The 21,416-nt window shown below is 73.3% G+C and carries 19 protein-coding genes; 9 read left to right on the top strand and 10 right to left on the bottom strand.

Annotation, left to right across the window (positions count from 1 at the left end):
* Positions 1-31: 31 nt before the first annotated feature.
* Entirely contained in the window at positions 32-820 is a 789-nt protein-coding gene (locus ACF08N_RS10075; RefSeq protein ID WP_392324123.1) for a phosphatase, read from the top strand.
* Positions 821-940: 120 nt separating this feature from the next.
* Here ACF08N_RS10075 and ACF08N_RS10070 read toward each other — a convergent pair whose 3' ends face one another.
* Positions 941-1,234, bottom strand: coding sequence for a hypothetical protein (locus ACF08N_RS10070; protein ID WP_392324122.1), 294 nt, complete (start codon positions 1,232-1,234; stop codon positions 941-943).
* Positions 1,235-1,459: 225 nt separating this feature from the next.
* On the opposite strand from ACF08N_RS10070, the gene ACF08N_RS10065 reads away from it, so the two are divergent.
* A complete protein-coding gene (locus ACF08N_RS10065; RefSeq protein WP_392324121.1) occupies positions 1,460-2,125 on the top strand; it encodes a response regulator in 666 nt (221 codons plus the stop codon).
* A 23-nt stretch (positions 2,126-2,148) separates the two neighbouring features.
* Positions 2,149-3,222 (top strand): sensor histidine kinase, encoded by a 1,074-nt coding sequence (locus ACF08N_RS10060; RefSeq protein ID WP_392324120.1) that lies wholly within the window; start codon positions 2,149-2,151, stop codon positions 3,220-3,222.
* Positions 3,223-3,243: 21 nt separating this feature from the next.
* Here the strand turns inward: ACF08N_RS10060 and ACF08N_RS10055 are convergent, their stop codons facing one another.
* From ACF08N_RS10055 to ACF08N_RS10040, 4 genes are all read right to left on the bottom strand, one after another.
* The gene (locus ACF08N_RS10055; protein WP_392324119.1) at positions 3,244-4,116 is read right to left on the bottom strand and encodes an acyl-CoA thioesterase; all 873 of its coding nucleotides are present in this window, start codon (positions 4,114-4,116) and stop codon (positions 3,244-3,246) included.
* Between the two features lie 10 nt (positions 4,117-4,126).
* On the bottom strand, positions 4,127-5,284 hold the full coding sequence (locus tag ACF08N_RS10050; protein ID WP_392324118.1) for an acyl-CoA dehydrogenase family protein: 1,158 nt from the start codon (positions 5,282-5,284) through the stop codon (positions 4,127-4,129).
* Between the two features lie 188 nt (positions 5,285-5,472).
* Positions 5,473-5,946, bottom strand: a complete 474-nt coding sequence (locus ACF08N_RS10045) for a hypothetical protein (RefSeq protein ID WP_392324117.1) — start codon at positions 5,944-5,946, stop codon at positions 5,473-5,475.
* A gap of 106 nt (positions 5,947-6,052) precedes the next feature.
* Positions 6,053-7,468, bottom strand: coding sequence for a PucR family transcriptional regulator ligand-binding domain-containing protein (locus tag ACF08N_RS10040; RefSeq protein ID WP_392324116.1), 1,416 nt, complete (start codon positions 7,466-7,468; stop codon positions 6,053-6,055).
* Between the two features lie 181 nt (positions 7,469-7,649).
* Between ACF08N_RS10040 and ACF08N_RS10035 the strand changes: the two genes are divergently transcribed.
* The 3 genes from ACF08N_RS10035 to ACF08N_RS10025 all read left to right on the top strand — a co-directional run bounded on the left by ACF08N_RS10035 (position 7,650) and on the right by ACF08N_RS10025 (position 12,044).
* Positions 7,650-9,128 carry a sodium:solute symporter gene (locus ACF08N_RS10035; RefSeq protein ID WP_392324115.1) on the top strand — a complete coding sequence of 493 codons (1,479 nt, stop codon included), beginning with the start codon at positions 7,650-7,652 and terminating at the stop codon, positions 9,126-9,128.
* 87 nt (positions 9,129-9,215) lie between these two features.
* Positions 9,216-10,205 carry an agmatinase gene (gene speB, locus ACF08N_RS10030; RefSeq protein ID WP_392324114.1) on the top strand — a complete coding sequence of 330 codons (990 nt, stop codon included), beginning with the start codon at positions 9,216-9,218 and terminating at the stop codon, positions 10,203-10,205.
* 156 nt (positions 10,206-10,361) lie between these two features.
* Positions 10,362-12,044, top strand: a complete 1,683-nt coding sequence (locus tag ACF08N_RS10025; RefSeq protein ID WP_392324113.1) for a thiamine pyrophosphate-binding protein — start codon at positions 10,362-10,364, stop codon at positions 12,042-12,044.
* 49 nt (positions 12,045-12,093) lie between these two features.
* Here ACF08N_RS10025 and ACF08N_RS10020 read toward each other — a convergent pair whose 3' ends face one another.
* From ACF08N_RS10020 to ACF08N_RS10010, 3 genes are all read right to left on the bottom strand, one after another.
* Complete coding sequence (locus ACF08N_RS10020) at positions 12,094-12,504, bottom strand: YybH family protein (RefSeq protein ID WP_392324112.1); 411 nt, start codon at positions 12,502-12,504, stop codon at positions 12,094-12,096.
* A 61-nt stretch (positions 12,505-12,565) separates the two neighbouring features.
* Entirely contained in the window at positions 12,566-13,216 is a 651-nt protein-coding gene (locus tag ACF08N_RS10015) for a response regulator (protein ID WP_392324111.1), read from the bottom strand.
* Positions 13,217-13,220: 4 nt separating this feature from the next.
* Complete coding sequence (locus tag ACF08N_RS10010) at positions 13,221-14,486, bottom strand: sensor histidine kinase (protein WP_392324110.1); 1,266 nt, start codon at positions 14,484-14,486, stop codon at positions 13,221-13,223.
* Positions 14,487-14,594: 108 nt separating this feature from the next.
* Here ACF08N_RS10010 and ACF08N_RS10005 point away from each other — a divergent pair, with 108 nt between their 5' ends.
* Both ACF08N_RS10005 and ACF08N_RS10000 read left to right on the top strand, forming a co-directional pair.
* Positions 14,595-15,530, top strand: a complete 936-nt coding sequence (locus ACF08N_RS10005) for an ABC transporter ATP-binding protein (RefSeq protein WP_392324109.1) — start codon at positions 14,595-14,597, stop codon at positions 15,528-15,530.
* A 3-nt stretch (positions 15,531-15,533) separates the two neighbouring features.
* Complete coding sequence (locus tag ACF08N_RS10000; protein WP_392324108.1) at positions 15,534-16,295, top strand: ABC transporter permease; 762 nt, start codon at positions 15,534-15,536, stop codon at positions 16,293-16,295.
* Positions 16,296-16,331: 36 nt separating this feature from the next.
* On the opposite strand, the gene ACF08N_RS09995 is transcribed toward ACF08N_RS10000, so the two are convergent.
* Positions 16,332-16,703, bottom strand: a complete 372-nt coding sequence (locus ACF08N_RS09995) for a hypothetical protein (protein ID WP_392324107.1) — start codon at positions 16,701-16,703, stop codon at positions 16,332-16,334.
* 44 nt (positions 16,704-16,747) lie between these two features.
* The gene (locus tag ACF08N_RS09990; protein WP_392324106.1) at positions 16,748-17,257 is read right to left on the bottom strand and encodes a nuclear transport factor 2 family protein; all 510 of its coding nucleotides are present in this window, start codon (positions 17,255-17,257) and stop codon (positions 16,748-16,750) included.
* A 218-nt stretch (positions 17,258-17,475) separates the two neighbouring features.
* Here ACF08N_RS09990 and ACF08N_RS09985 point away from each other — a divergent pair, with 218 nt between their 5' ends.
* Positions 17,476-21,333: an ABC transporter ATP-binding protein gene (locus ACF08N_RS09985; protein WP_392324105.1), complete on the top strand. Its 3,858-nt coding sequence runs from the start codon at positions 17,476-17,478 to the stop codon at positions 21,331-21,333.
* Positions 21,334-21,416: the final 83 nt, after the last annotated feature.

The following is a 21,416-nucleotide window of genomic DNA, read 5'->3' as shown; positions in this document are numbered from 1 at the left end:
CGCTCCGCGCACCCCACGGCACAATGGGCGCATGCCGATACCCAGCCGCGCCGCTCTTGTCGATCATCTCGTCCGCTCACGTATCGCCGGAGACGTCGCCACCCCCCGCGACAACAACCTCTCCCATTACCGCAAGCTCGCCAACGGCGACCGGCACTACTGGCTGGGACTGGAGCTCGGCGACCGCTGGAGCGACGAGCAGGACGTGCTGGCGGTCATGGCCGAGCGGTGCGGCGTCAGCGACGACCCCGAGCACCGGCAGGGCCAGGACACCATCGACCCCGAGCTGACGGTCGACGCCCTGGAGCGCATGGCCGCCCGCCTGCGCAAGGCCGCCGCCGCGCGGGAGTGCGTGCTGTTCGCGACCGGGCACCCCGGCGGGCTGCTGGACGTGCACCGGCAGACGGCCGAGGCGCTGCGGGCCGCCGGGTGCGAGATCGTCCGGATCCCGGGCGGTCTGATGGCCGACGAGGGCATGGTCTTCCAGTTCGCCGACGTCGCCATGCTGGAGCGCGGCGCGACCCTGTGGCACACGCACTCGCCGGCGCCGATGGCCGCGATCCTCGACGGCATGGCGCGCGAGGGCCGGCCGCTGCCCGACCTCGTCGTGGCCGACCACGGCTGGGCGGGCTGCGCGGGCCAGCGCGGCATCGACGCCGTGGGCTACGCGGACTGCAACGACCCGGCGCTGTTCATCGGCGAGGCCGAGGGCACCCTCCAGGTGACGGTCCCGCTCGACGACCACGTGACCGACCCGCGCTTCTACGACCCGATGACGGCGTACCTGCTCGACGCGGCGGGACTCGGCCCGAGCGCGTGACCGTGCCGCGCGCGGGTTCCGGGCCGTGTCGCGTGACCGTGCCGCGCGCGGGGGTGCCGGGCCGTGCGCGGGGGAGCCGCACGGGCTGTTCCCCGCCGCGTGCTGCCCGCCAGCCGGCGCTCAGTCGCGCCAGGTGCCGCGCACCACGCCGTACGTGCCGGCCAGCAGCATCACCATCAGCACGCCCCGCATCACGAGACCGAGACCGTGACGGACACCGCCGGCGAGGTCGGTGGACCAGTCGCGGACGACGATGAGCAGCGCCACGGAGCCGAGGATCAGCACGCCCCCGCCGACGGTCCACAGCGCCCGTACGGCGGGCGGCGCCGCCGCCCACCCGATGCCACCGGCCGCGTCGTGCGACGACGGGTCGTCGTACGTCGGTTCCTCCTCGGCCGGCGGCTGAGCGCTCACGGTGTCCGTTCCCTTTGACGGTCCCGGTGCGCCGCCCGGGCAGGCATGGTCCCGGGGAATGGTCGGCCCGGGAGATCCGTACGGGCGCTCGTGGCGTCCCGCGGCAGTGCCCGCGAGCCGCCCCGTGCGTGTGGGGCGCACGGGGATGCCCTGCGGGTACTGCCTAGGATCTGCATCCAGACTCCCAGCAGCGGCCGCCGCATCGCTCAGACCACAGGACGACCTTTGCCCTACGACTTGAGGCCGGTGCGTGTCCTCGTCGTCGACGACGAGGAGCTCGTACGCACCGCGCTCCAGCAGGTTCTCGGCTCGGCCGACGGTGTGACCGTCGTCGGGGCCTGCGACGGCCCCGACGCCGTCGGCGCCGTACGCGACCTCGGACCCGACCTGGTCCTCCTCGACATCGACATGCCGTCCGCGCCCGGCTTCGACGTGCTGCGCGCTCTGAGGGCCCTGCCCCGGCCGCCCGCCGTCGCCATGCTCACCGCCCTCGACACCGCCGACCACGTGGAACGCGCGCTGCGCGAGGGGGCGTCGGGGTTCCTGCTCAAGACCACCGAGCCGCGGATCTTCGTGGAGGCCGTGCGGCTGCTCGCCGCGGGCGGGGTGGTCTGCACACCGTCCGGCAGTGCGGAGGCGCTGTCCCGGTACGCGGTCCCCGTCCCGGAACCCGCCCTGGGCGCCCCCGACGCCCTCGATCACCTCACGGCCCGTGAACGGGAGGTCCTCACGCTCATCGCGGCCGGCCTGTCCAACGCCGACATCGCGGCCCACCTCGGCATGGGCGTGACGACGGTCAAGACCCACATCGGCGCCCTCAAGCGGAAACTGTCCGTCGGCAGCCGGGTCGCCCTGGCGACGGTGGCCCACCGGTCGGCGGCCGCGCCGTGAGGGCGGACCGCCGTCCCCGGCCCGTGACCGTGGGCGTCGAGGCCCTGGTCGTGGCCGCCGCGCTCGCCGAGGCGCTGGCCACCCGGCACTGGCTCCCCGGGTGGGCGGACTGGGCCGCGCCGGCCGTGGCGTGTGTGCTCCCGCTGCGGCGGCGCTTCCCCCGCGCGTTCATGCTCCTCGCGCTGCCGACCCTGGCCACCGGCGTGCTGTGGATCCCGGCGATGGCCGCGCTGCACGCGGTCGCCGCGTCCGAGCGGCGCCGCTGCGAGGTCGTCGCCTCGGCGGCGGCGGTCGCCGTCGTGTCGTTCGTGCCGTGGCAGAACATGGACGACTATCCGTGGACCGTCCCCGACGTGACCCTCGGCGTCCTGCTCTCGGGACTGCTGGCCGTCGCGCCCGCCGCGCTGGGCCTCCTGGGCCGTGCCCGCCGCGAACTGGCGGCGCGCCTCGCGGAGTTGGCCCTGTCCCGGGAGCGTGAACGCCGGTACGCCGCCGAACAGGCCGCGCTGCGGGAGCGGGAGCGGCTGGCCCGCGACGTGCACGACACCGCGGCGCACCATCTGAGCCTGATCAGTCTGCGGTCCTCGGTGCTCGCCGCGTCCGCGGAGTCCGCGGCGTGCCGCGAGGAGGCGGAAAGGCTGGGTGAACTGGCCCGGCGGGCAGCGACAGACCTGAGGCGGACGATCCGCCACCCCGGGCCCGGTCTCGCGCGGCTCCCCGAGCTCGTGGCGGCTGCCGGAGAGGGCGTACGGGGGGAGCTGGGCGGGCTGGACCCGGCCGACTGCCCGCCGGAGGTCCAGCACGCCGCGTACCGCGTCGTCCAGGAGGCGCTGGCGAACGTCCGCCGCCACGCCCCGGGAGCCGAGGCCACGGTCTCGGTCCGCCGTACGGACGAGGGGCTGCGCATCGCCGTCCGCAACGGCCCGCCCGCCGGGCCGCCCCGCACGGACCCCGACCGCGGCGGCCACGGCCTGCCCGGCCTGCGCGGCCGCGTGGCGTCACTGGGCGGCACGCTGTCCGCAGGCCCGACGCCGGACGGCGGCTACGCGCTCGACGCGGTGCTGCCCTTCCCCGCCCCGCCGGGTGCGCGCGCCTGAGGAGCAGGGGCGGGGGCGCGGTCAGTCCCGCGGGACGCGGACCACGCCCTCCTGGATGACCGTGATCGCCAGTCGTCCGTCCTGCGTGTAGATGCGCGCCTGGCCCAGGCCCCGGCCGCCGGACGCGGACGGCGACTCCTGGTCGTACAGCAGCCATTCGTCGGCGCGGAACGGCCGGTGGAACCACATGGCGTGGTCCAGTGACGCGCCCACCACGTCGCCGACCGCCCAGCCGCCCCGCCCGTGGGCGAGGAGCACGGAGTCGAGCAGCGTCATGTCGGAGACGTACGTGGCGAGGCAGACGTGGAGCAGGGGGCCGGCTGTGTCCTCGTCGAGCTTGCCGTTCGTGCGGAACCAGACCTGCGAGCGCGGCTCGCGCCGCTCGCCGACGCTGCCCCACGGGGGTGTGTCGGCGTACCGCAGGTCCACCGCGGCCCGGGCCTCGACCAGCCGCCGCGCGACCTCGGCCGGCAGGTGCCGGGGCAGCATCTCGGCGGCCGTCGGCAGCGACTCCGGGTCCGGCGCGGACGGCATGTCCGCCTGGTGCTCAAGACCCTCCTCCCGCACCTGGAAGGAGGCCGAGAGGTGGAAGATCGGCTGTCCGTGCTGGACGGCGACCACCCGGCGGGTCGTGAACGACCGGCCGTCGCGGATGCGGTCGACCGTGTAGACGATCGGCGCGCCGGGATCTCCCATGCGCAGGAAGTACGAGTGCAGGGAGTGCGCCGTGCGGTCGGCGGGCACGGTGCGGCCCGCGGCGACGAGCGCCTGGGCCGCGACCTGCCCGCCGAAGACGCGCGGGACCAGGGCGGAGCGGGAGCTGCCCCGGAAGATGTTCTGCTCGATCTGCTCCAGGTCGAGCAGATCGAGCAGGTCGTCGAGCGCTTGGGTCACGTCCGTGAACCTACAGGCCCATCGACTTGGCGATGATGGACTTCATGACCTCGCTGGTGCCGCCGTAGATCCGGTTGACGCGGTTGTCGGCGTATAGGCGGGCGATCGGGTACTCGTTCATGTAGCCGTAGCCGCCGTGCAGCTGGAGGCAGCGGTCGATGACGCGGTGGGCGACCTCGGTGCAGAACAGCTTCGCGGAGGCGGCCTCGGCGGGCGTGAGCTCGCCGGCGTCCAGGGCCTCCAGGGCGCGGTCGGCGACGGCCTCGGCCGCGTCCACCTCGGCCTGGCAGGCGGCCAGTTCGAACTTCGTGTTCTGGAAGGACGCGACGGGCTTGCCGAAGACCGTGCGGTCGGTCACGTACTCCTGGGCGAACCGGACGGCCGCCTTGGCCTGCGCGTACGCGCCGAAGGCGATGCCCCAGCGCTCGGACGGCAGGTTCTGGCCGAGGTAGTAGAAGCCCTTGTTCTCCTCGCCGAGCAGGTCCTCGACCGGGACCTTGACGTCGACGAAGGCCAGCTCGGCGGTGTCGGAGGTGCGCAGGCCCAGCTTGTCCAGCTTGCGGCCGACGGAGTAGCCCGCGGACTTCGTGTCCACGGCGAACAGGGAGATGCCGAAGCGGCGGTCGTCCTCGCGGGGCGCGGAGGTGCGCGCGCAGACGATCACGCGGTCGGCGTGCACGCCACCGGTGATGAAGGTCTTGGCGCCGTTGAGGACGTAGTGGGTGCCGTCCTCGGAGGGCTTGGCGGTGGTCTTCATGCCCGCGACGTCGGAGCCGGTGCCCGGCTCGGTCATCGCCAGCGCCCACATCTCCTCGCCGGTGACGAACTTCTCCAGGTAGCGCTTCTTCTGCTCGTCGGTGGCGAGCATCTTGATGTACGGCAGGGCGAGCAGCACGTGCACACCGGAGCCGCCGAACTGGACCCCGGCGCGGGCGGTCTCCTCGTAGAGCACGGCCTCGAACTTGTGCGTGTCCAGGCCCGCGCCGCCGAACTCCTCGGGGACGTTGATGCCGAAGACGCCCAGCTCGCCGAGCTTGTAGTAGAAGTCGCGCGGCGCCTGGCCCGCGGCGAACCACTCGTCGTAGACGGGGACGACCTCGGCCTCGATGAAGGCGCGGATGGTGTCCCGGAACGCCTCGTGGTCCTCGTTGAATACGGTCCGGCGCACGGACGCCTCCTCTTGTCCCAGGTTGTCTAAGCGCTTGCTCAGAGCTAAGTTACCCGGCAGTTGTTGAAAGTGTCCATAGTGATGCTGGGCACGTCCGCGGGCAGACGAACGGCCCCGTCCGGGGACGGGGCCGCAGGGGACTCGACGGGTGGCCGGCCGTGCCCAACCGGCTCCGGCGAAGGGGCAAGTCAGCCGCCCAGGGCGGGGGGCTGGGGGTCCTCGCCCTCGTAGGCCGCGAGTGCCGCATGGCGGTAGTGGAGCAGTTCGCCGAGATCCTCGGGGGTCAGCTCCTCCTGGGCCAGCTTCACCGTCGCCCTGCCCTCCAGGGCCGCCCATGCCTGCCGGGCGCGCTTGTTGCCGATGCGGCGGGTGTCGCTGCGCAGGAAGCCCGAGCCCGCCGCGAAACCCGCCGAGGCGAGGGCCAGCACCGCCGCCGGGATGCGGGCGTCCGCCGTGGCCAGTCCCGCGGCTCCGGCCGTGGCGGCGAGGATGGCCGCGGGGAAGCCGAGGGCGATGTCGACCACGGTCCAGAACTCGGCGCGCCGGTGGGCGAGCGCTCTCTGCCGTGCCGCTTCGTCACGCAGTCGCTCGATCTCGGCGCGCAGGCGCTGCGGGCGTCCATCCGCGGACGCGGGTGTGGAACCGTCGGCCATGGTGGTCATGCGGAAATTCAACACCCGTACGGCGCCCGGCACTTGTGGTTCGGGCGGACAGTTTCCGGGTCCCCTTGTCGTGGGCTTCCCACGGAACCGCGGACGTCCGGACGCCTCATTCCTGCCGCAGCGCGAACCACAGCTCCATCCGGACGTCCGGGTCGTCCAGGTCCTCGTCCAGCAGTGTCCCGACGCGTGCGATGCGCTGGCGCACCGTGTTGCGGTGGATGCCCAGCGCGGTCGCCGTACGGTCCCAACTGCCGTGCAGGGACAGCCAGGTGCGCAGTGTCTCGACCAGCGCGGAGTTGTCCGCGAGCGGGGCCAGGCGCGCGCGGGCGTCGTCGAGCGAGAGCGGGCCCGACTCGCGGTGGCGCACCAGCGGTTTGCGCATCGTGACCGCCCGGCGCACCGCCCGTGCCGCCTGGGTGTCGGCGACGGCGAGGTCCCGCGCCTCGACGGGGGCGCTGACCCCGAGCGTCCAGCCGGGCTGCGACGTGACGGGCGTGCTCGCGGGCAGCAGCAGCCGCACCGCCGTGCCGTCGGGTGTCTCGACCAAGGAGGTGCCCAGCGCCGCCGCCAGCGCCGCCGCCGCGAACGGGGTGCCGTCGCCGCCCCGGGCGTGGACCACCGTCCACGGGCCCGGGTCCAGGGCGCGCGCCGCCTCGGCCGGGGTCGCGCCGAGGAGCAGCCGCACCAGGGCCGCGTCGCGTGCCGCAGTGTCCGCGCCCCGGTGGGGGGCCGTGAGCAGCGAGAGCAGAACGACGGCCACCCCGGCGATCGTGTGGTTCCCGGGCTCGTGGTGCTCGGTCGCCACCCCGAGGGTGAGGCCGTCCCCGCCGCCGAGCGCGTACGCGGCGAGCCGCAGCCCGCCGCTGTTCCCGCTTGCCGTCGCCGGTCCGCCCGGGCGCGGCCCGACCACGCCCGCCAGGTCGGCGAGCGCCCCGGCCGCCTCGTCCGGAACGGCCCGGCCCGCCGCCGCGGACTGCGTACCGTCCGCCGCGAAGAGCACAGCCCGCCCGCCGAGCCGCGAGGCCAGCGCGCCGAGCACCGCCGGCACCGGGGCGGGCCTGGCCGCCGCCGTCGCCAGTGACTGCTGGGCCTCGGTCACCCGGCGCAGCTCCTTCAGGCGCGCCTCCGCCATCAGCCGCCACAGCGCCCGGGCCACCGCCGTGAAGGGGGTCTGCGGCGGCACCTCGACCAGCGGCAGACCGTGCCGCGTGCACGCCTCGACGAGCTCCGCCGGGACGGTGTCGTACACCGGCGTCACGCCGAAGCCGAGTGCCGCAGCGCCCGCCTCCACCACCCGCTCCACGTACCACGCCGGGTCGCTGAGCTGCACGCCAGCCGTCATCAGCAGCTCGCCGCCCAGGAGATACGGATAGGGGTCGGTCATCTCGGAGGTGTGCACCCAGTGGAGCGAGGCGTCCTCGGGGCCCGCCAGCAGACGCAGCCCGAGGTCCCGGCGGGCGAGCAGCGCGGCGAGCGGGACCGGGGGAGCCGGCGGGGTGGAGACGGGTTCCTGCGCGGACATGATGGTGGACCCTTCGTACATCCAGCATAGGAACAGTGGAGGAAACGTACACTTCAGCGTCGCTTTCCGGCCACCTACTGTCGTGCCATCCAGAGGCCGCGGGTACGGGCGGATGTCCCCGCGATCAGCCCTGGCACCTTTCCCCGCACGACACGCCACCGAGGTGAGCGAAGGAGGGCCCATGGCCGTCGACTACACAGTGATCGTCCTGTACCTGGCCGGCATGCTCGCGATGGGCTGGTGGGGCATGCGCCGCGCCAAGTCCAAGAGCGAGTTCCTGGTCGCGGGCCGCCGTCTCGGCCCCTGGATGTACTCCGGGACCATGGCCGCCATCGTCCTCGGCGGCGCGTCCACCATCGGTGGCGTCGGACTCGGCTACAAGTACGGACTCTCCGGCGCCTGGATGGTCTTCACCATCGGCCTCGGACTGCTCGCCCTGTCCGTCTTCTTCTCGGCGCGGATCGCCCGGCTCAAGGTCTACACCGTCTCCGAGATGCTCGACCTGCGCTACGGCGGCAGGGCCGGCGTCATCACCGGCCTCGTCATGTGGGCCTACACCCTGATGCTCGCCGTCACCTCCACGATCGCCTACGCCACGATCTTCGACGTCCTCTTCGACCTGCCCCGGACGGCCGCGATCGTCCTCGGCGGCGCGATCGTCGTCGCCTACTCGACCCTCGGCGGCATGTGGTCGATCACCATCACCGACATGGTGCAGTTCGTGGTGAAGACCATCGGTGTGCTGCTCCTGCTGCTGCCGATCGCCGTCGTCAAGGCGGGTGGATTCGCCGAGATGAAGGCCGCGCTGCCGACCGCGTACTTCGAGCCGCTCGGCATCGGTGGCGAGACGATCTTCACGTACGTGCTGATCTACACCTTCGGCATGCTCATCGGACAGGACATCTGGCAGCGGGTCTTCACCGCCCGCACCGACAAGGTCGCCAAGTGGGGCGGCACCGTCGCCGGTACGTACTGTCTCGCGTACGCCCTCGCCGGCGCCGTGATCGGCACCGCGGCCAAGGTGCTCTACCCGAACCTGCCCAGCGCCGACGACGCCTTCGCCACCATCGTCAAGGACGAGCTGCCGATGGGCGTGCGGGGCCTGGTCCTCGCCGCCGCACTCGCCGCCGTCATGTCCACGTCCTCCGGCGCGCTCATCGCCTGCGCCACCGTCGCCAACAACGACATCTGGTCCCGGCTGCGCGGACTCACCGCGAAGACGGCGGCGGACGACCACGACGAGGTCAAGGGCAACCGCGCCTTCATCCTGATCATGGGCATCGCCGTCATCCTCGTCGCCATCGCCCTCAACGACGTCGTGCAGGCCCTCACTGTCGCCTACAACCTGCTGGTCGGCGGACTGCTCGTGCCGATCCTCGGCGGACTGCTGTGGAAGCGCGGCACCGTGCAGGGCGCGCTGGCAGCGGTCGCCGTCGGCGGCGTGGCCGTCATCGGCCTCATGGCCGCCTACGGAATCCTGGCGAACCAGCCGATCTACTATGGTCTGCTCGCCTCGCTCGCCGCCTACGTGATCGTTTCCCTGGCCACCCGCCCGACGGACGCCGCCGTGCTCGCGAACTGGCGGGCCCGGCTGGCCGGCCAGGACCCGTCCGAGTCCGCGCCCGAGCCCGGAGCGGAGCCCGCACCCGTGACCGCCTGACGGCGGCGCACCCACGACCCCGGCCCGGGGCCCCGCGACCAGGCGCCCCGGCCGGACACCACCGACACACCCCAGGAGGACCCGACCATGAGCAGCAACGAGCAGCCGCGCGGCCCGATCGACTCGTCCCGCATCCCGCGGTACGCCGGACCCGCCACGTTCGCCCGGCTGCCCCGGCTCGACGAGGTGGGCACCGCCGACGTCGCCGTGGTCGGCGTCCCCTTCGACTCCGGCGTCTCCTACCGCCCCGGCGCCCGCTTCGGCGGCAACGCCATCCGTGAGGCGTCGCGGCTCCTGCGCCCCTACAACCCGGCGCAGGACGCCTCGCCCTTCGCGCTCGCCCAGGTCGCCGACGCGGGCGACATCGCGGCCAACCCCTTCAACATCAACGAGGCCGTCGAGACCGTCGAGGCCGCGGCCGACGACCTGCTCGGCACCGGCGCGCGCCTGATGACGCTCGGCGGCGACCACACCATCGCGCTGCCGCTGCTGCGCGCGGTCGCCAAGAAGCACGGCCCGGTCGCCCTGCTGCACTTCGACGCGCACCTGGACACCTGGGACACCTACTTCGGCGCCGAGTACACCCACGGCACGCCGTTCCGCCGGGCCGTCGAGGAAGGCATCCTCGACACCGAGGCGCTGTCCCACGTCGGCACCCGCGGCCCGCTGTACGGCAAGCAGGACCTGACCGACGACGAGAAGATGGGCTTCGGCATCGTCACCTCGTCCGACATCTACCGCCGCGGCGCGGACGAGGTCGCCGACCAGCTGCGCCAGCGCATCGGCAACCGCCCGCTCTACATCTCCATCGACATCGACTGCCTCGACCCGGCGCACGCGCCCGGCACCGGTACGCCCGAGGCGGGCGGCATGACCTCGCGCGAACTCCTGGAGATCCTGCGCGGCCTGTCCTCGTGCAACCTGGTCTCGGCCGACGTGGTGGAGGTGGCCCCGGCGTACGACCACGCCGAGATCACCGCCGTCGCCGCCTCGCACACGGCCTACGAACTGACCACGATCATGTCCCGTCAGATCGCCGCGAGCCGCGCCTCCGGCGCGGAGCAGACCGCGAAGTGACCGCGCTGCCGGTCCCGCCACCGGGACCGGCACCGACGCGCCGGCCGGGTACGCGCGCGTAACGTCGAGCCGGATGCCCGAAGGCCCCGACGACGCGCGTACGCGCCCGCGGGCAGACGTACCGAACGACCAGACGCCGACACCAAGGACGCCACGGTGACCCACGACCACGACCTCGTCCTGCGGCCCACCGCCGCGCAGACCGAGGCCGCGCTGAACCCGCCCGCCGGGCGCAACGGCGGCGACCTCGTCGTCGAGACCCTCCAGGGCCTCGGCGCGACCACCGTCTTCGGGCTGCCCGGCCAGCACGCGCTCGGCATGTTCGACGCGCTGCGCCGCTCCGACCTGACCTACGTCGGCCTGCGCGTCGAGAACAACGCGGGCTTCGCCGCCGACGCCTACGGCCGCGTCACCGGCGAGGCCGCACCGCTGCTGCTGTCCACCGGTCCCGGCGCGCTGATGTCGCTCGCCGCGCTCCAGGAGGCCGCCGCGGCGTCGGCGCCCGTGGTGGCGATCGGCAGTCAGGTCCCGACGGCGGGGCTCGGCGGGGGACGCCACGGCTATCTGCACGAACTGCGCGACCAACAGGCGTCGTTCCGCGACATCGTGAAGTCCGTGCACGTGGTGCGCACCGCCTCGCAGATCCCTTCGGCGATCGCGGCGGCGTGGGAGTCGGCGCTGACCGCACCGCACGGACCCGTGTGGGTCGAGATCCCGCAGGACGTGCTGCTCGCCGAGACGTCCCTGCCGGTCGTCACCGCGATGGACGCCGCGCCCGAGGACGTCGTGCCGCGCCCCGAACTGACCGCCGTGGCCGCGCACCTGCTGTCCACCGCCACGCGTCCGGTGATCATCGCGGGCGGCGGCGTCGTACGCTCCGACGCGTCGGGCAAGCTGCGCGCACTCGCCGAGAGGATCGACGCGCCGGTCGTCACGACGTTCGGCGGCAAGGGCGCGTTTCCCTGGGAGCACCCGCTGTCCCTCCAGTCGTGGCTGGAGGACCGCCACACGACCGACTTCCTGGAGTCGGCCGACGTCCTGCTCGTCGTCGGCTCGGGCCTCGGCGAACTGTCCTCGAACTACCACACGTTCGCCCCGCGCGGCCGGGTGATCCAGATCGAGGCCGACCTCGGCAAGCTGGAGTCCAACCACGCCGGCCTCGGCATCCACGCGGACGCGCGCCTCGCGCTCTCCGCCCTGCTGGAGACGGTGGAGGAGCGCCGCGACCCCTCGGCGGCCGATGCCGTGCGCGAGGTGCTCGCCGCGGTCCGCGCCCGGATCGACTCCCAGGAACTGACCCTGGAGCAGCAGGTCCTGGCCTCCGTGCGCGAGGCCCTGCCGGACGACTCGCCCAGCTTCTGGGACATGACGATCCTCGCCTACTGGGCGTGGTCCGCCTTCGACGCCCGCCGGCCCAACACCATGCACTCCGCCCAGGGCGCCGGCGGCCTCGGCTACGGCTTCCCGGCGGCGCTCGGCGCGGCCGCCGCCGACCGTACCCGCCCGGTGCTCGCCGTCTCGGGCGACGGCGGAGCGATGTACTCGATCGCGGAGCTCGCCACGGCCCGCCAGTACGACCTGCCGGTCACCTGGCTGATCGTGGACGACGGCGGCTACGGCATCCTGCGCGAGTACATGTCGGACGCGTTCGGCGAGGCCACCGCGACGGAGCTGGCGCGTCCGGACTTCGTCGCCCTCGCCGAGTCCTTCGGCGTCCCGGCGACCCGGACCACCCCTGAGACGCTGTCCGACGACCTGGCCAAGGCGCTGGCCCGGCCCGGCCCCTCGGTGGTGGTGCTCCCGGCCGTGCTGCGGATGTTCGCGCCGACGCACCTGTGACCGACCCGGTCCGCCGCCCCGCCCCCGGGGCGGCGGGGCCGGGCCCGTTTCAGCCCTCCGCCGCGGTCGTGTCCGCGAACGAGTGGTGCTCGTGCGCGACCACCCAGCTGCCGTGCTCCTTGCGGAGCCCGACGGTGAGCCGCAGCCGGGTCTCCGGGTGCTCGGCGAGCTCGCTCCGGGTCCCGCAGCGCAGCAGGGCGTGCGCGAAGGCGACGTCGTCACCGACGGTGACGTCGAGGGACACGATGTCGAACGTCGCCCCCTTGGCCTGCCATTCGAAGAACGGCGGCCACGTCTCCCGGTAGGCACCGATTCCGCGGACGCCCTCGTGCGGCGGGGGCACGTCGAACATGACGATGTCGTCGGCGTGGTCCACCACGACCTGCTCCAGGTCACCCTTGCGGACGGACTCCGCCCACCGCTCGATCAAGGTCCGGATCTGCTGTTCGTCGCTGCCCATGGCACTGCTCCCGTCGACGGCCCCCGCAGATACGACTGTGCCGCGTCCCGGACCTCATCGCTCACGCCGGCGTGACGAACCCCGACTCGTACGCCGCGATGACCGCCTGCGTCCGGTCCCTCGCCCCCAGTTTGGCCAGCACGGCGCTCACATGCGTCTTGACGGTCTCCGTGCCGACGACCAGCTGCGCCGCGATCTCCGCGTTGGACATGCCCCGCGCCATCAGCCGCAGCACCGCCACCTCGCGGCCGGTCAGGGCGGCCCGTTCCATCGCCGCGCGTGCCGTCGTGCTGCCGTACTCGGCGGCCAGCGAGCGCACCGCCGCCGGGAAGAGCAGCGAATCGCCCTCCGCGACGAGCCGTACCGCGTGCACGATCTCGGCCGGGCGGGCCCGCTTGAGCAGGAAGCCGTCGGCGCCCGCGCGCAGTGCCTCGTACACGTACTCGTCGTTCTCGAACGTCGTGATCACCAGGATCTTGGGCGGGTCGGCGAGGGTCCGCAGCACCGCGCGTGTCGCCTCGATGCCGTCCAGCAGCGGCATCCGGACGTCCATCGCCACGACGTCCGGCCGCAGTTGCCGCACCAGCGGGATCACGGCCGCGCCGTCCGCCGCCTCCCCGGCCACCTCGATGTCCGGCTGAGCCTCCAGCACGGCTCGCAGCCCCGCCCGTACGAGAGGTTCGTCGTCGACAAGCAGTACGGTGATCGGCACCCGCTCAGCGTAGGCCGTCCAGCGGCAGCCCCACCCGCACCCTCCACCGCCCCTCGTGCGGGCCCGTGGTGGCCTCCCCGCCGAGCAGCGCCGCGCGTTCCCGGATGCCGCGCAGCCCGCTGCCGCGGGAGCCCGCCACGGCGGGGGCGGCGGTCCCGGAGAGGGCGCTCTGCACCTCCAGTTCGAGCCGGCCGTCCGCGACGGCGATCCGCACCCGCGTCGGCACCGGGCCCGCGTGCCGCAGGACGTTGGTGAGGGCCTCCTGGACGATGCGGTAACCCTCCCGGGACACCGGCCCCGGCACCTGCGTCAGCGGGCCGGTCACCTCGGCGTCCACCTCGGCGCCGGACGCGCGCGCCGACTCCAGCAGCCGGCCGGTGTCGGCGAGCGTCGGGCGGCTGCTCGTGGGCTGTGCGGACTCGCGGAGCACGAGCAGCACGCGCTCCAGGTCCTCCAGCGCGCTGCGCCCGGTCGCCTCGATGGCGCTCAGCGCGCGCTCGGTGAACTCCGCGTTCCCCGCTGCCCGTGCCGCGCCCGCCTGCACGACCGCCACGGTCAGCGCGTGCCCGATCGAGTCGTGCAGCTCGCGCGCGATGCGGTTGCGTTCCAGCAGTTGCTCGGTGCGCTCCTCCAGAGCGGCGAGACGCTCCGCCGCCGAGGGGCCGAGGAGCCGGCGGGCGAGGAAGGCGATCAGCTCGCCGAGCGCGACGACGCAGGCGAGGAGGAGTGCGATCGGTACGGGGACGAACAGCACGTACCACCAGTGGCCCTCGCCCGCGGGCAGGGGGACGATCGCGCCCGAGTCGGCGCCGCCGCCGGCGGCCGTCAGCGCCAGGTCGATCGAGAGGCCGATCAGGTTGACCGTGAGCAGACCGGTCAGCATGCCGAGGCCGAGCCGCAGTTCCAGCCACAAGGCGGTCCGCCACCGCTCGGCCCAGGTCGTCGACGCGGACACTGCGATGCCCGAGACGTCGTCCTTGTACCCGTACGGCGACAGCAGAAGCCGTGCCTGCAGGCCCTCGACGAGCCGCATCGCCGGGAGGAAGCCCAGCAGCCCGAGCACGATGACCGGCACGTACAGGGCATCTGTGCTGATGAACATCCAGATGCCGATGACGATCGTGCTGATGAACAGATGCAGCCAGCGGGTGTAGGTGACGCGGCGGGTCAGCGGACGCGGCAGACGGATACGGGTGACGCGGAGGGCCTGCGGACGCGGCAGGCGGATACGGGTGCCCCGGAGGGCCTGCGGATGCGGCGAGCGGAGCATGCCGCCATCGTGCCAGCGGCCCGCGCGCCGGCGTCTCCCTCGCACGGGGGAGACGCCCGCCACGGGCGGGGGAGGCCGCGGCCACCCGCGCGCGGCGAGGCTGAAGCCATGACCAGCATCGACGTCACCAACCTCACCAAGGAGTACGGCAGGACGCGGGCCGTGGACGGTCTGACGTTCAGCGTGCGGCCCGGCCGTGTCACCGGCTTCCTCGGTCCGAACGGCGCCGGGAAGTCGACCACCATGCGGCTCGTCCTCGGCCTGGACCGGCCCACCTCCGGCACCGCGACCGTCGGCGGACGCCCCTACGCGGCGCTCGACGAGCCGCTGCGGCACGTCGGCGCCCTGCTCGACGCGCAGGCCGCGGCCGGTTCCCGCACCGCACGCGACCACCTGCGCATCCTGGCCGCCGCGGGCCGGATACCGGCCCCGCGCGTGGAGCAGGTGCTGGAGCAGGCCGGGATCGCGGGCGTCGCGGACCGGCGGATCAGGACGTATTCGCTCGGCATGCGCCAGCGGCTCGGAATCGCGGCGGCGCTGCTCGGCGACCCGGCGGTGCTCGTGCTCGACGAGCCGTCCAACGGGCTCGACCCCGAGGGAATCATCTGGATCCGCGAGCTGATGCGTGAACTCGCCGGGGAGGGCAGGGCCGTCCTCGTCTCCAGCCACCTGATGAGCGAGACGGCCTCGTTCGCCGACCATCTCGTCGTCCTCGGGCGGGGCCGGCTGCTCGCCGACACGGGCATGCGCGAGTTCATCGACGCCTGGACCTCGCCCCGGGTGCGGCTGCGCACCACCGAGGGCGCACGGCTGCGCACCGCCCTGGCGGGAGCGGGGTTCACGGCCGTGGAAGGCGACGACGGCAGCTGGACCGTCGACGGCGCGCGCGTGGAGGACATCGGTCCGCTCGCGGCGCGCGAGAACGTCCCGATCCTCGAACTCGCCGGTGAGGAGGCCACGTTGGAGCAGGCGTACCTCGCGCTCACCGCCGGCGAGGCCGAGTACACCGCCACCCGCCCCGTCCCGTCCGTACAGGAGGCGTGACCCATGTCCGTCGCTCCCGCCATGAGCGTCCTGCCCGTCCTGCGTTCCGAGTGGCTGAAGATCCGCTCGGTGCGCTCCCAGTGCGTCACGCTCGCCGCCGTGTTCGCGGCGACCGTGGTGTTCTCGGCCCTGATGTGCGCGACATTCGGCGCCGAGGAGCTGTCCGAGCGCGGTTTCGACCCCGTCCGCTCGTCGTTCTTCGGCATCGACTTCGGTCAGATCGCCGCCATTTGCTTCGGCTCGCTCGCCGTCGCGGGCGAGTACCGCGGGGGCGGCATCCGCGTCTCGCTGGCGGCCGTCCCACGCCGGGGCGTCTTCTGGGCGGGGAAGATCACGGTCGTCGGGCTGCTGTCGCTCGCGGTCGGTCTGGCCACGAGCGCGGCCTGCTTCGCCCTCGGCCAGACCTTCCTCGGTGACCACGGCGTGGGCATCGGCGCGCCCGGGGCGCTGCGGGCGGTCGTGGGGTGCGGGGTCTACCTGGCCCTGATCGCCCTGTTCGCGGCCGGACTCGCCGCCCTCCTGCGCAGCGCCCCGGCGGTCATGGGCATCCTCATCCCGTTCCTGCTGATGCTGTCGTTCGTCCTCGGGGACGTGTCGCAGGGCGGCGGCTGGGTCGACTTCCTGCCCGACCGGGCCGGTCAGCAGATCCTCCTCCAGGAGCCGGACGGCCCGCTGGGCCCGTGGACCGGGACGGGAGTCCTGCTGCTGTGGGTGGCGGCGGCCCTGTGGGCGGGCGGCCGGCGGCTGATGCGCCGGGACGCGTGAGGCGCTGCCACTGCTCTCCGGTGAGGCGCTCCCCGGTCACTCCAGCAGTGCGCCGTGAGCGGCCGTGTACGCGGCCATCCGCAGGCGGTACCCCTCGTCGAACCGGCCCGGCTCCCCGTCGCCGAGGGAGCCGGGGAGGTTCCCTTTGGCAGGGAGACAGTCCGGTATGGCCCGGAACAGCTCGTCGGCAGCGCCACCGTGCGCGGGTCCCCGCCTCCGGGCCTTGACCAGATGCTCGCCCGCCTTGCCCAGCATGCCCGGCAGCCACTTCAGCGGACTGACTCGCACCTTGTCGTTCGGGCGGATGTCCTCCAGCTTCCGGTGGGCGGCACTCAGGGCCTCCAGCGCCCGAAGCGTCGCGTACAGCTGGCCGCAGAGATGACCACGGCTGGGTGGAGCGTCGGACATGTCCCCTCCCTTGGCGGGGCCCGGACGGGCCCGCCCGGACGCCGTCAGTGCCTACCCATCGCCGCGTCCGGCGAACCGGCGCCGGCTTGGGCGCCCAGTCCCTCCGGCAGACGCGGCGGGGTTCCCCGTGTCCATACGATGCGCAGGGCCGTCGCCGAGATGCGCCAGCCGTCCGCCGTCCTGACCAGGTCCGTTTCCGTGCGGCCGGCGGAGACGAAGACGTCCTCCGAGCCGTCCGCCAGGACGTGGGTGCTCAGCTGGGCTCCGCGGGCCGTGGCCCGGTCGCCGTCGATCTCGATCACGGGGTTGCCGCCCAGGTGCACGGTCCGGTCGAACAAGGCCATGGCGCGGCCGACTGTCGCCAGAACGGCGTCGCGGCCGTGGACCGTGCCCACGGGCATCTCGGCGGTGACGTCCTCGGTGTGGAAGGCGCGGGCCCACTCCTCGTCGATGACGCCCTCGTCCAGGGAGCGGAGGTAGCGGTCGAGGAGGTCGGTGATCTCGGCCCGGTCGGTCAGCGCGCGCAGCTCGTGCCGCATCTCGGTGATGTCCATGGCCGCGAGCCTGATCCCTCAAGCGCGCTTGAGGTCAAGGGCGGGGCCCGTGCGTCAGGCAGATGTGCTCGTGCCGGGATGCGACGGCCGTCGGGCCGCTCGGCGTGGAGTGCGCATTCCCCGTATCCGATCCGGTCCTAGGACCAGGGACGGGGATTTGTTGCGGAGGGATGAAATCCGCTCCGGGCGGCGTTGGTGCCTTGCGGAAGATCAGATCAATGGGATCAGCGGGATCCGAGCATCGGAACGGGGAGGCCCACGTGGCGGCGGCGGCTCGAAAAGAGGACGGCTGGGCGCGGCGGCTGGCCGGTTACGCCTGGCGTTACCGGCGCAACGTGGTGCTCGCGCTCGGGTCCTCGCTCGGCGGCATGGCCGTCATGGCCGTCGTACCGCTCATCACCAAGGTCGTCATCGACGACGTCATCGGTGCGAAGACGCGCTCCCTCGCCATGTGGACCGGTCTGCTGATCGCCGCCGCCGTGGCCGTGTACGTCCTCACCTACATCCGCCGCTACTACGGCGGCCGGCTCGCGCTCGACGTCCAGCACGACCTGCGCACCGAGATGTACGGCACGATCACCCGGCTCGACGGGCGGCGTCAGGACGAGCTGTCGACCGGTCAGGTCGTCGGACGGGCGACCAGCGACCTGCAGCTCATCCAGGGCCTGCTCTTCATGCTGCCGATGACCATCGGCAACTTCCTGCTGTTCGCGATCTCGCTGGGCATCATGGCGTGGCTGTCGCTGCCGCTCACCCTGATCGCCCTCGCCGTCGCCCCCGCCCTGTGGATCATCGCCAAGCGCAGCCGCACCCGGCTGCACCCGGCCACCTGGTACGCGCAGAGCCAGGCCGGTGCCGTCGCCGGAGTCGTCGACGGGGCCGTGTCGGGCGTGCGGGTCGTGAAGGGGTTCGGGCAGGAGGACCAGGAGACCGGGAAGCTGCGTGAGGTCAGCCGCAGGCTCTTCGCGGGCAGGCTGCGGACCATCCGGCTGAACGCGCGGTACACGCCCGCCCTGCAGGCCGTCCCGGCGCTCGGGCAGGTCGCCATGCTCACACTCGGCGGCTGGCTGGCGACGAAGGGCGAGATCACGCTCGGCACGTTCGTCGCCTTCTCGACCTACCTCGCGCAGCTCGTCGGGCCGGTCCGCATGCTGGCCATGGTGCTCACCGTCGGCCAGCAGGCGCGCGCCGGTGTGGAGCGGGTGCTGGAGCTCATCGACACCGAGCCGTCCCTGCGCGACGGCACCAAGGAGCTCCCCGCGGACGCGGCGGCGAGCGTCGAGTTCGACGACGTGAGCTTCGCGTACGCCGACGGCAGGCCGGTCCTGGACGGCTTCTCGCTGGAGATCCGCCCCGGCGAGACCGTCGCGGTCGTCGGCGCGTCCGGCAGCGGCAAGTCCACCGTCTCGCTCCTGCTGCCGCGCTTCTACGACGCCACCCGCGGCGCCGTCCTCGTCGGCGGCCACGACGTGCGCGAGCTGACCTTCGAGTCGCTGCGCGCCGCCATCGGGCTGGTGCCCGAGGACAGCTTCCTGTTCTCCGACACCGTCCGCGCGAACATCGCGTACGGGAAGCCGGACGCGACCTGGGACGAGATCGACCGGGCCGCGCGCGCCGCCCAGGCCGACCGGTTCATCGCCGAGCTGCCCGACGGCTACGACACCAAGGTCGGCGAGCACGGACTGACTCTCTCGGGCGGGCAGCGCCAGCGGATCGCGCTGGCCCGCGCGATCCTCACCGACCCGCGCCTGCTCCTCCTCGACGACGCCACCTCCGCCGTCGACGCCCGCGTGGAGCACGAGATCCACGAGGCGCTGCGGCAGGTGATGGTCGGCCGTACGACGCTCCTCATCGCCCACCGCCGTTCCACCCTCAACCTCGCCGACCGGATCGCCGTCCTGGACAAGGGCCGGCTCGCCGACATCGGCACGCACGACGAGCTCCAGCAGCGCTCCGCGCTGTACCGGCGGCTGCTGACCGACCCGGACGAGCTCGGCGGCGTCTCGCCCGGCCATGTGCTCCCGCGGTCCGCGCCCGAGCCGGACGAGGACCGCACCGTGCGGGACGAACTGGACGCGGAGTTCGACGCCGAGCGCGGAATCACCCCGAGGCTGTGGGTGCGCGACGAGCGGTCCGAGGAGGCCAGGGCGGCCAAGGACGACGCGAGCGCCACCCCCGAACTGCTGGCCCAGGTCGAGGCCCTGCCGCCCGCCACGGGCACCCCCGACATCGACGAGGCACGGGCGGTGCGGCCCGAACCGGCCGACGCCCGCGCCGGGGAGGGCGGCAGGCTCCGCGGGATCCTGCGCGGCTTCGGCCTGCCCCTGCTGGTCAGCCTGCTGCTCGTCGCCGTCGACGCGGGCATGGGCCTGCTGCTGCCCGTGCTGATCCGGCACGGCATCGACGAGGGCGTGGAACAGGTCTCGCTCGGCGCCGTATGGGCGGCGTCCCTCCTCGCGCTCGGCACCGTCCTTGTCCAGTGGGCCGCCCAGACCGGCGAGATCCGCAAGACGGGGCGCACCGGCGAGCGGGTGCTGTACGCGCTGCGCCTGAAGATCTTCGCCCAGCTCCAGCGGCTCGGCCTCGACTACTACGAGCGCGAGCTGACCGGCCGGATCATGACCCGGATGACGACGGACGTGGACGCCCTCTCCACGTTCCTCCAGACGGGACTGGTCACCGCGTTCGTCTCGGTGGTGACCTTCTTCGGCATCATGGTCGCGCTCGTCGTCATCGACGTGCAGCTGGCGCTGGTCGTGTTCGCCACCCTGCCGGTCCTCGTCGTCGGCACGTACTTCTTCCGCCGCAAGAGCGTGAAGGCGTACGAGCTGGCCCGCGAGCGCATCAGCGTCGTCAACGCCGACCTCCAGGAGTCCGTGTCCGGGCTGCGGATCGTGCAGGCGTTCCGGCGCGAGCGCGACGGCGTGGCCGACTTCACGGCCCGCAGCGACAGCTACCGCGAGGCCCGCGTGCGCGGCCAGTGGCTGATCTCCGTCTACTTCCCCTTCGTCCAGCTGCTGTCGTCGGTGGCGGCCGCGGCCGTGCTGATCGTCGGCGCGGGCCGGGTGGAGGCCGGCACCCTCACCACGGGTGCGCTCGTCGCCTACCTGCTGTACATCGACCTCTTCTTCGCGCCCGTGCAGCAGCTCTCCCAGGTCTTCGACGGCTACCAGCAGGCCACCGTGTCGCTGGGCCGGGTGCAGGAGCTGCTGCGGGAGCCGACGTCGACGGCCACCGCGCAGCGGCCGCGCGAGGTGCGGGAGCTGAGCGGCGACATCGCCTTCGAGAACGTGTCGTTCGCCTACGGTTCCGGCGACACGGAGGAGGAGGCGCTGACCGGCGTCGATCTGCGCATTCCGGCCGGGCAGACCGTCGCGTTCGTCGGTGAGACCGGCGCGGGCAAGTCCACGCTGGTGAAGCTGGTGGCCCGGTTCTACGACCCGACCGGCGGCCGGATCACCGTCACTCTCAAGGACGCTTCCCCCGACGGGGGTTCCGGCCGGGCCGAAGGTTCCGGGGGAGCGTACGACCTGCGCGAGCTGGACCTGACCGCCTACCGGCACCGGCTCGGCGTCGTCCCCCAAGAGGCGTACCTCTTCTCCGGCACGGTCCGCGACGCCATCGCCTACGGCCGTCCCGGCGCGAGCGACGCCGAGGTGGAGGCCGCGGCCCGGGCCGTCGGCGCGCACGACATGATCGCCACCCTCGACGGCGGGTACCTCCACGAGGTCTCCGAGCGCGGGCGCAACCTCTCGGCCGGACAGCGCCAGCTGATCGCCCTCGCCCGCGCCGAACTCGTCGACCCCGACGTGCTGCTGCTCGACGAGGCGACCGCCGCGCTGGACCTGGCGACCGAGGCCCAGGTCAACCAGGCCACGGACCGGCTGGCCGGCCGGCGCACCACGCTGGTGGTGGCGCACCGGCTCACCACCGCGGCCCGCGCCGACCGGGTCGTGGTGATGGACCACGGACGCGTCGCCGAGGACGGCACACACGACGAACTCCTCGCGCGGGGCGGCCGGTACGCGGCCCTGTGGCGCACCTTCATAGGGGAGGACGAGCCCGCGGCCGTGTGACGGGCGTCGCCGTGGTGGGCGCCGCCGAGGGGGCCGTGCGCGGGTGGACCGCGCGAAGCCCGGACGCGGCGGCGCAACCCATC

Origin of the sequence: Streptomyces sp. NPDC015127 (assembly GCF_043080095.1) — a bacterium.
GTDB lineage: Bacteria > Actinomycetota > Actinomycetes > Streptomycetales > Streptomycetaceae > Streptomyces.
The sequence above is the reverse complement of the archived record's forward strand: the minus strand, read 5'-3'. Positions and strand labels throughout refer to the sequence as shown.

Excerpts from the sequence above, each read along its gene's own strand:
- ACF08N_RS10075 (WP_392324123.1), top strand. The coding sequence starts at position 32 with ATGCCGATACCCAGCCGCGCCGCTCTTGTCGATCATCTCGTCCGCTCA.
- ACF08N_RS10045 (WP_392324117.1), bottom strand. The coding sequence starts at position 5,946 with ATGACCACCATGGCCGACGGTTCCACACCCGCGTCCGCGGATGGACGC.
- ACF08N_RS10040 (WP_392324116.1), bottom strand. The coding sequence starts at position 7,468 with ATGTCCGCGCAGGAACCCGTCTCCACCCCGCCGGCTCCCCCGGTCCCG.
- ACF08N_RS10035 (WP_392324115.1), top strand. The coding sequence starts at position 7,650 with ATGGCCGTCGACTACACAGTGATCGTCCTGTACCTGGCCGGCATGCTC.
- speB (WP_392324114.1), top strand. The coding sequence starts at position 9,216 with ATGAGCAGCAACGAGCAGCCGCGCGGCCCGATCGACTCGTCCCGCATC.
- ACF08N_RS10020 (WP_392324112.1), bottom strand. The coding sequence starts at position 12,504 with ATGGGCAGCGACGAACAGCAGATCCGGACCTTGATCGAGCGGTGGGCG.
- ACF08N_RS10010 (WP_392324110.1), bottom strand. The coding sequence starts at position 14,486 with ATGCTCCGCTCGCCGCATCCGCAGGCCCTCCGGGGCACCCGTATCCGC.
- ACF08N_RS10005 (WP_392324109.1), top strand. The coding sequence starts at position 14,595 with ATGACCAGCATCGACGTCACCAACCTCACCAAGGAGTACGGCAGGACG.
- ACF08N_RS10000 (WP_392324108.1), top strand. The coding sequence starts at position 15,534 with ATGTCCGTCGCTCCCGCCATGAGCGTCCTGCCCGTCCTGCGTTCCGAG.
- ACF08N_RS09995 (WP_392324107.1), bottom strand. The coding sequence starts at position 16,703 with ATGTCCGACGCTCCACCCAGCCGTGGTCATCTCTGCGGCCAGCTGTAC.
- ACF08N_RS09990 (WP_392324106.1), bottom strand. The coding sequence starts at position 17,257 with ATGGACATCACCGAGATGCGGCACGAGCTGCGCGCGCTGACCGACCGG.
- ACF08N_RS09985 (WP_392324105.1), top strand. The coding sequence starts at position 17,476 with ATGGGATCAGCGGGATCCGAGCATCGGAACGGGGAGGCCCACGTGGCG.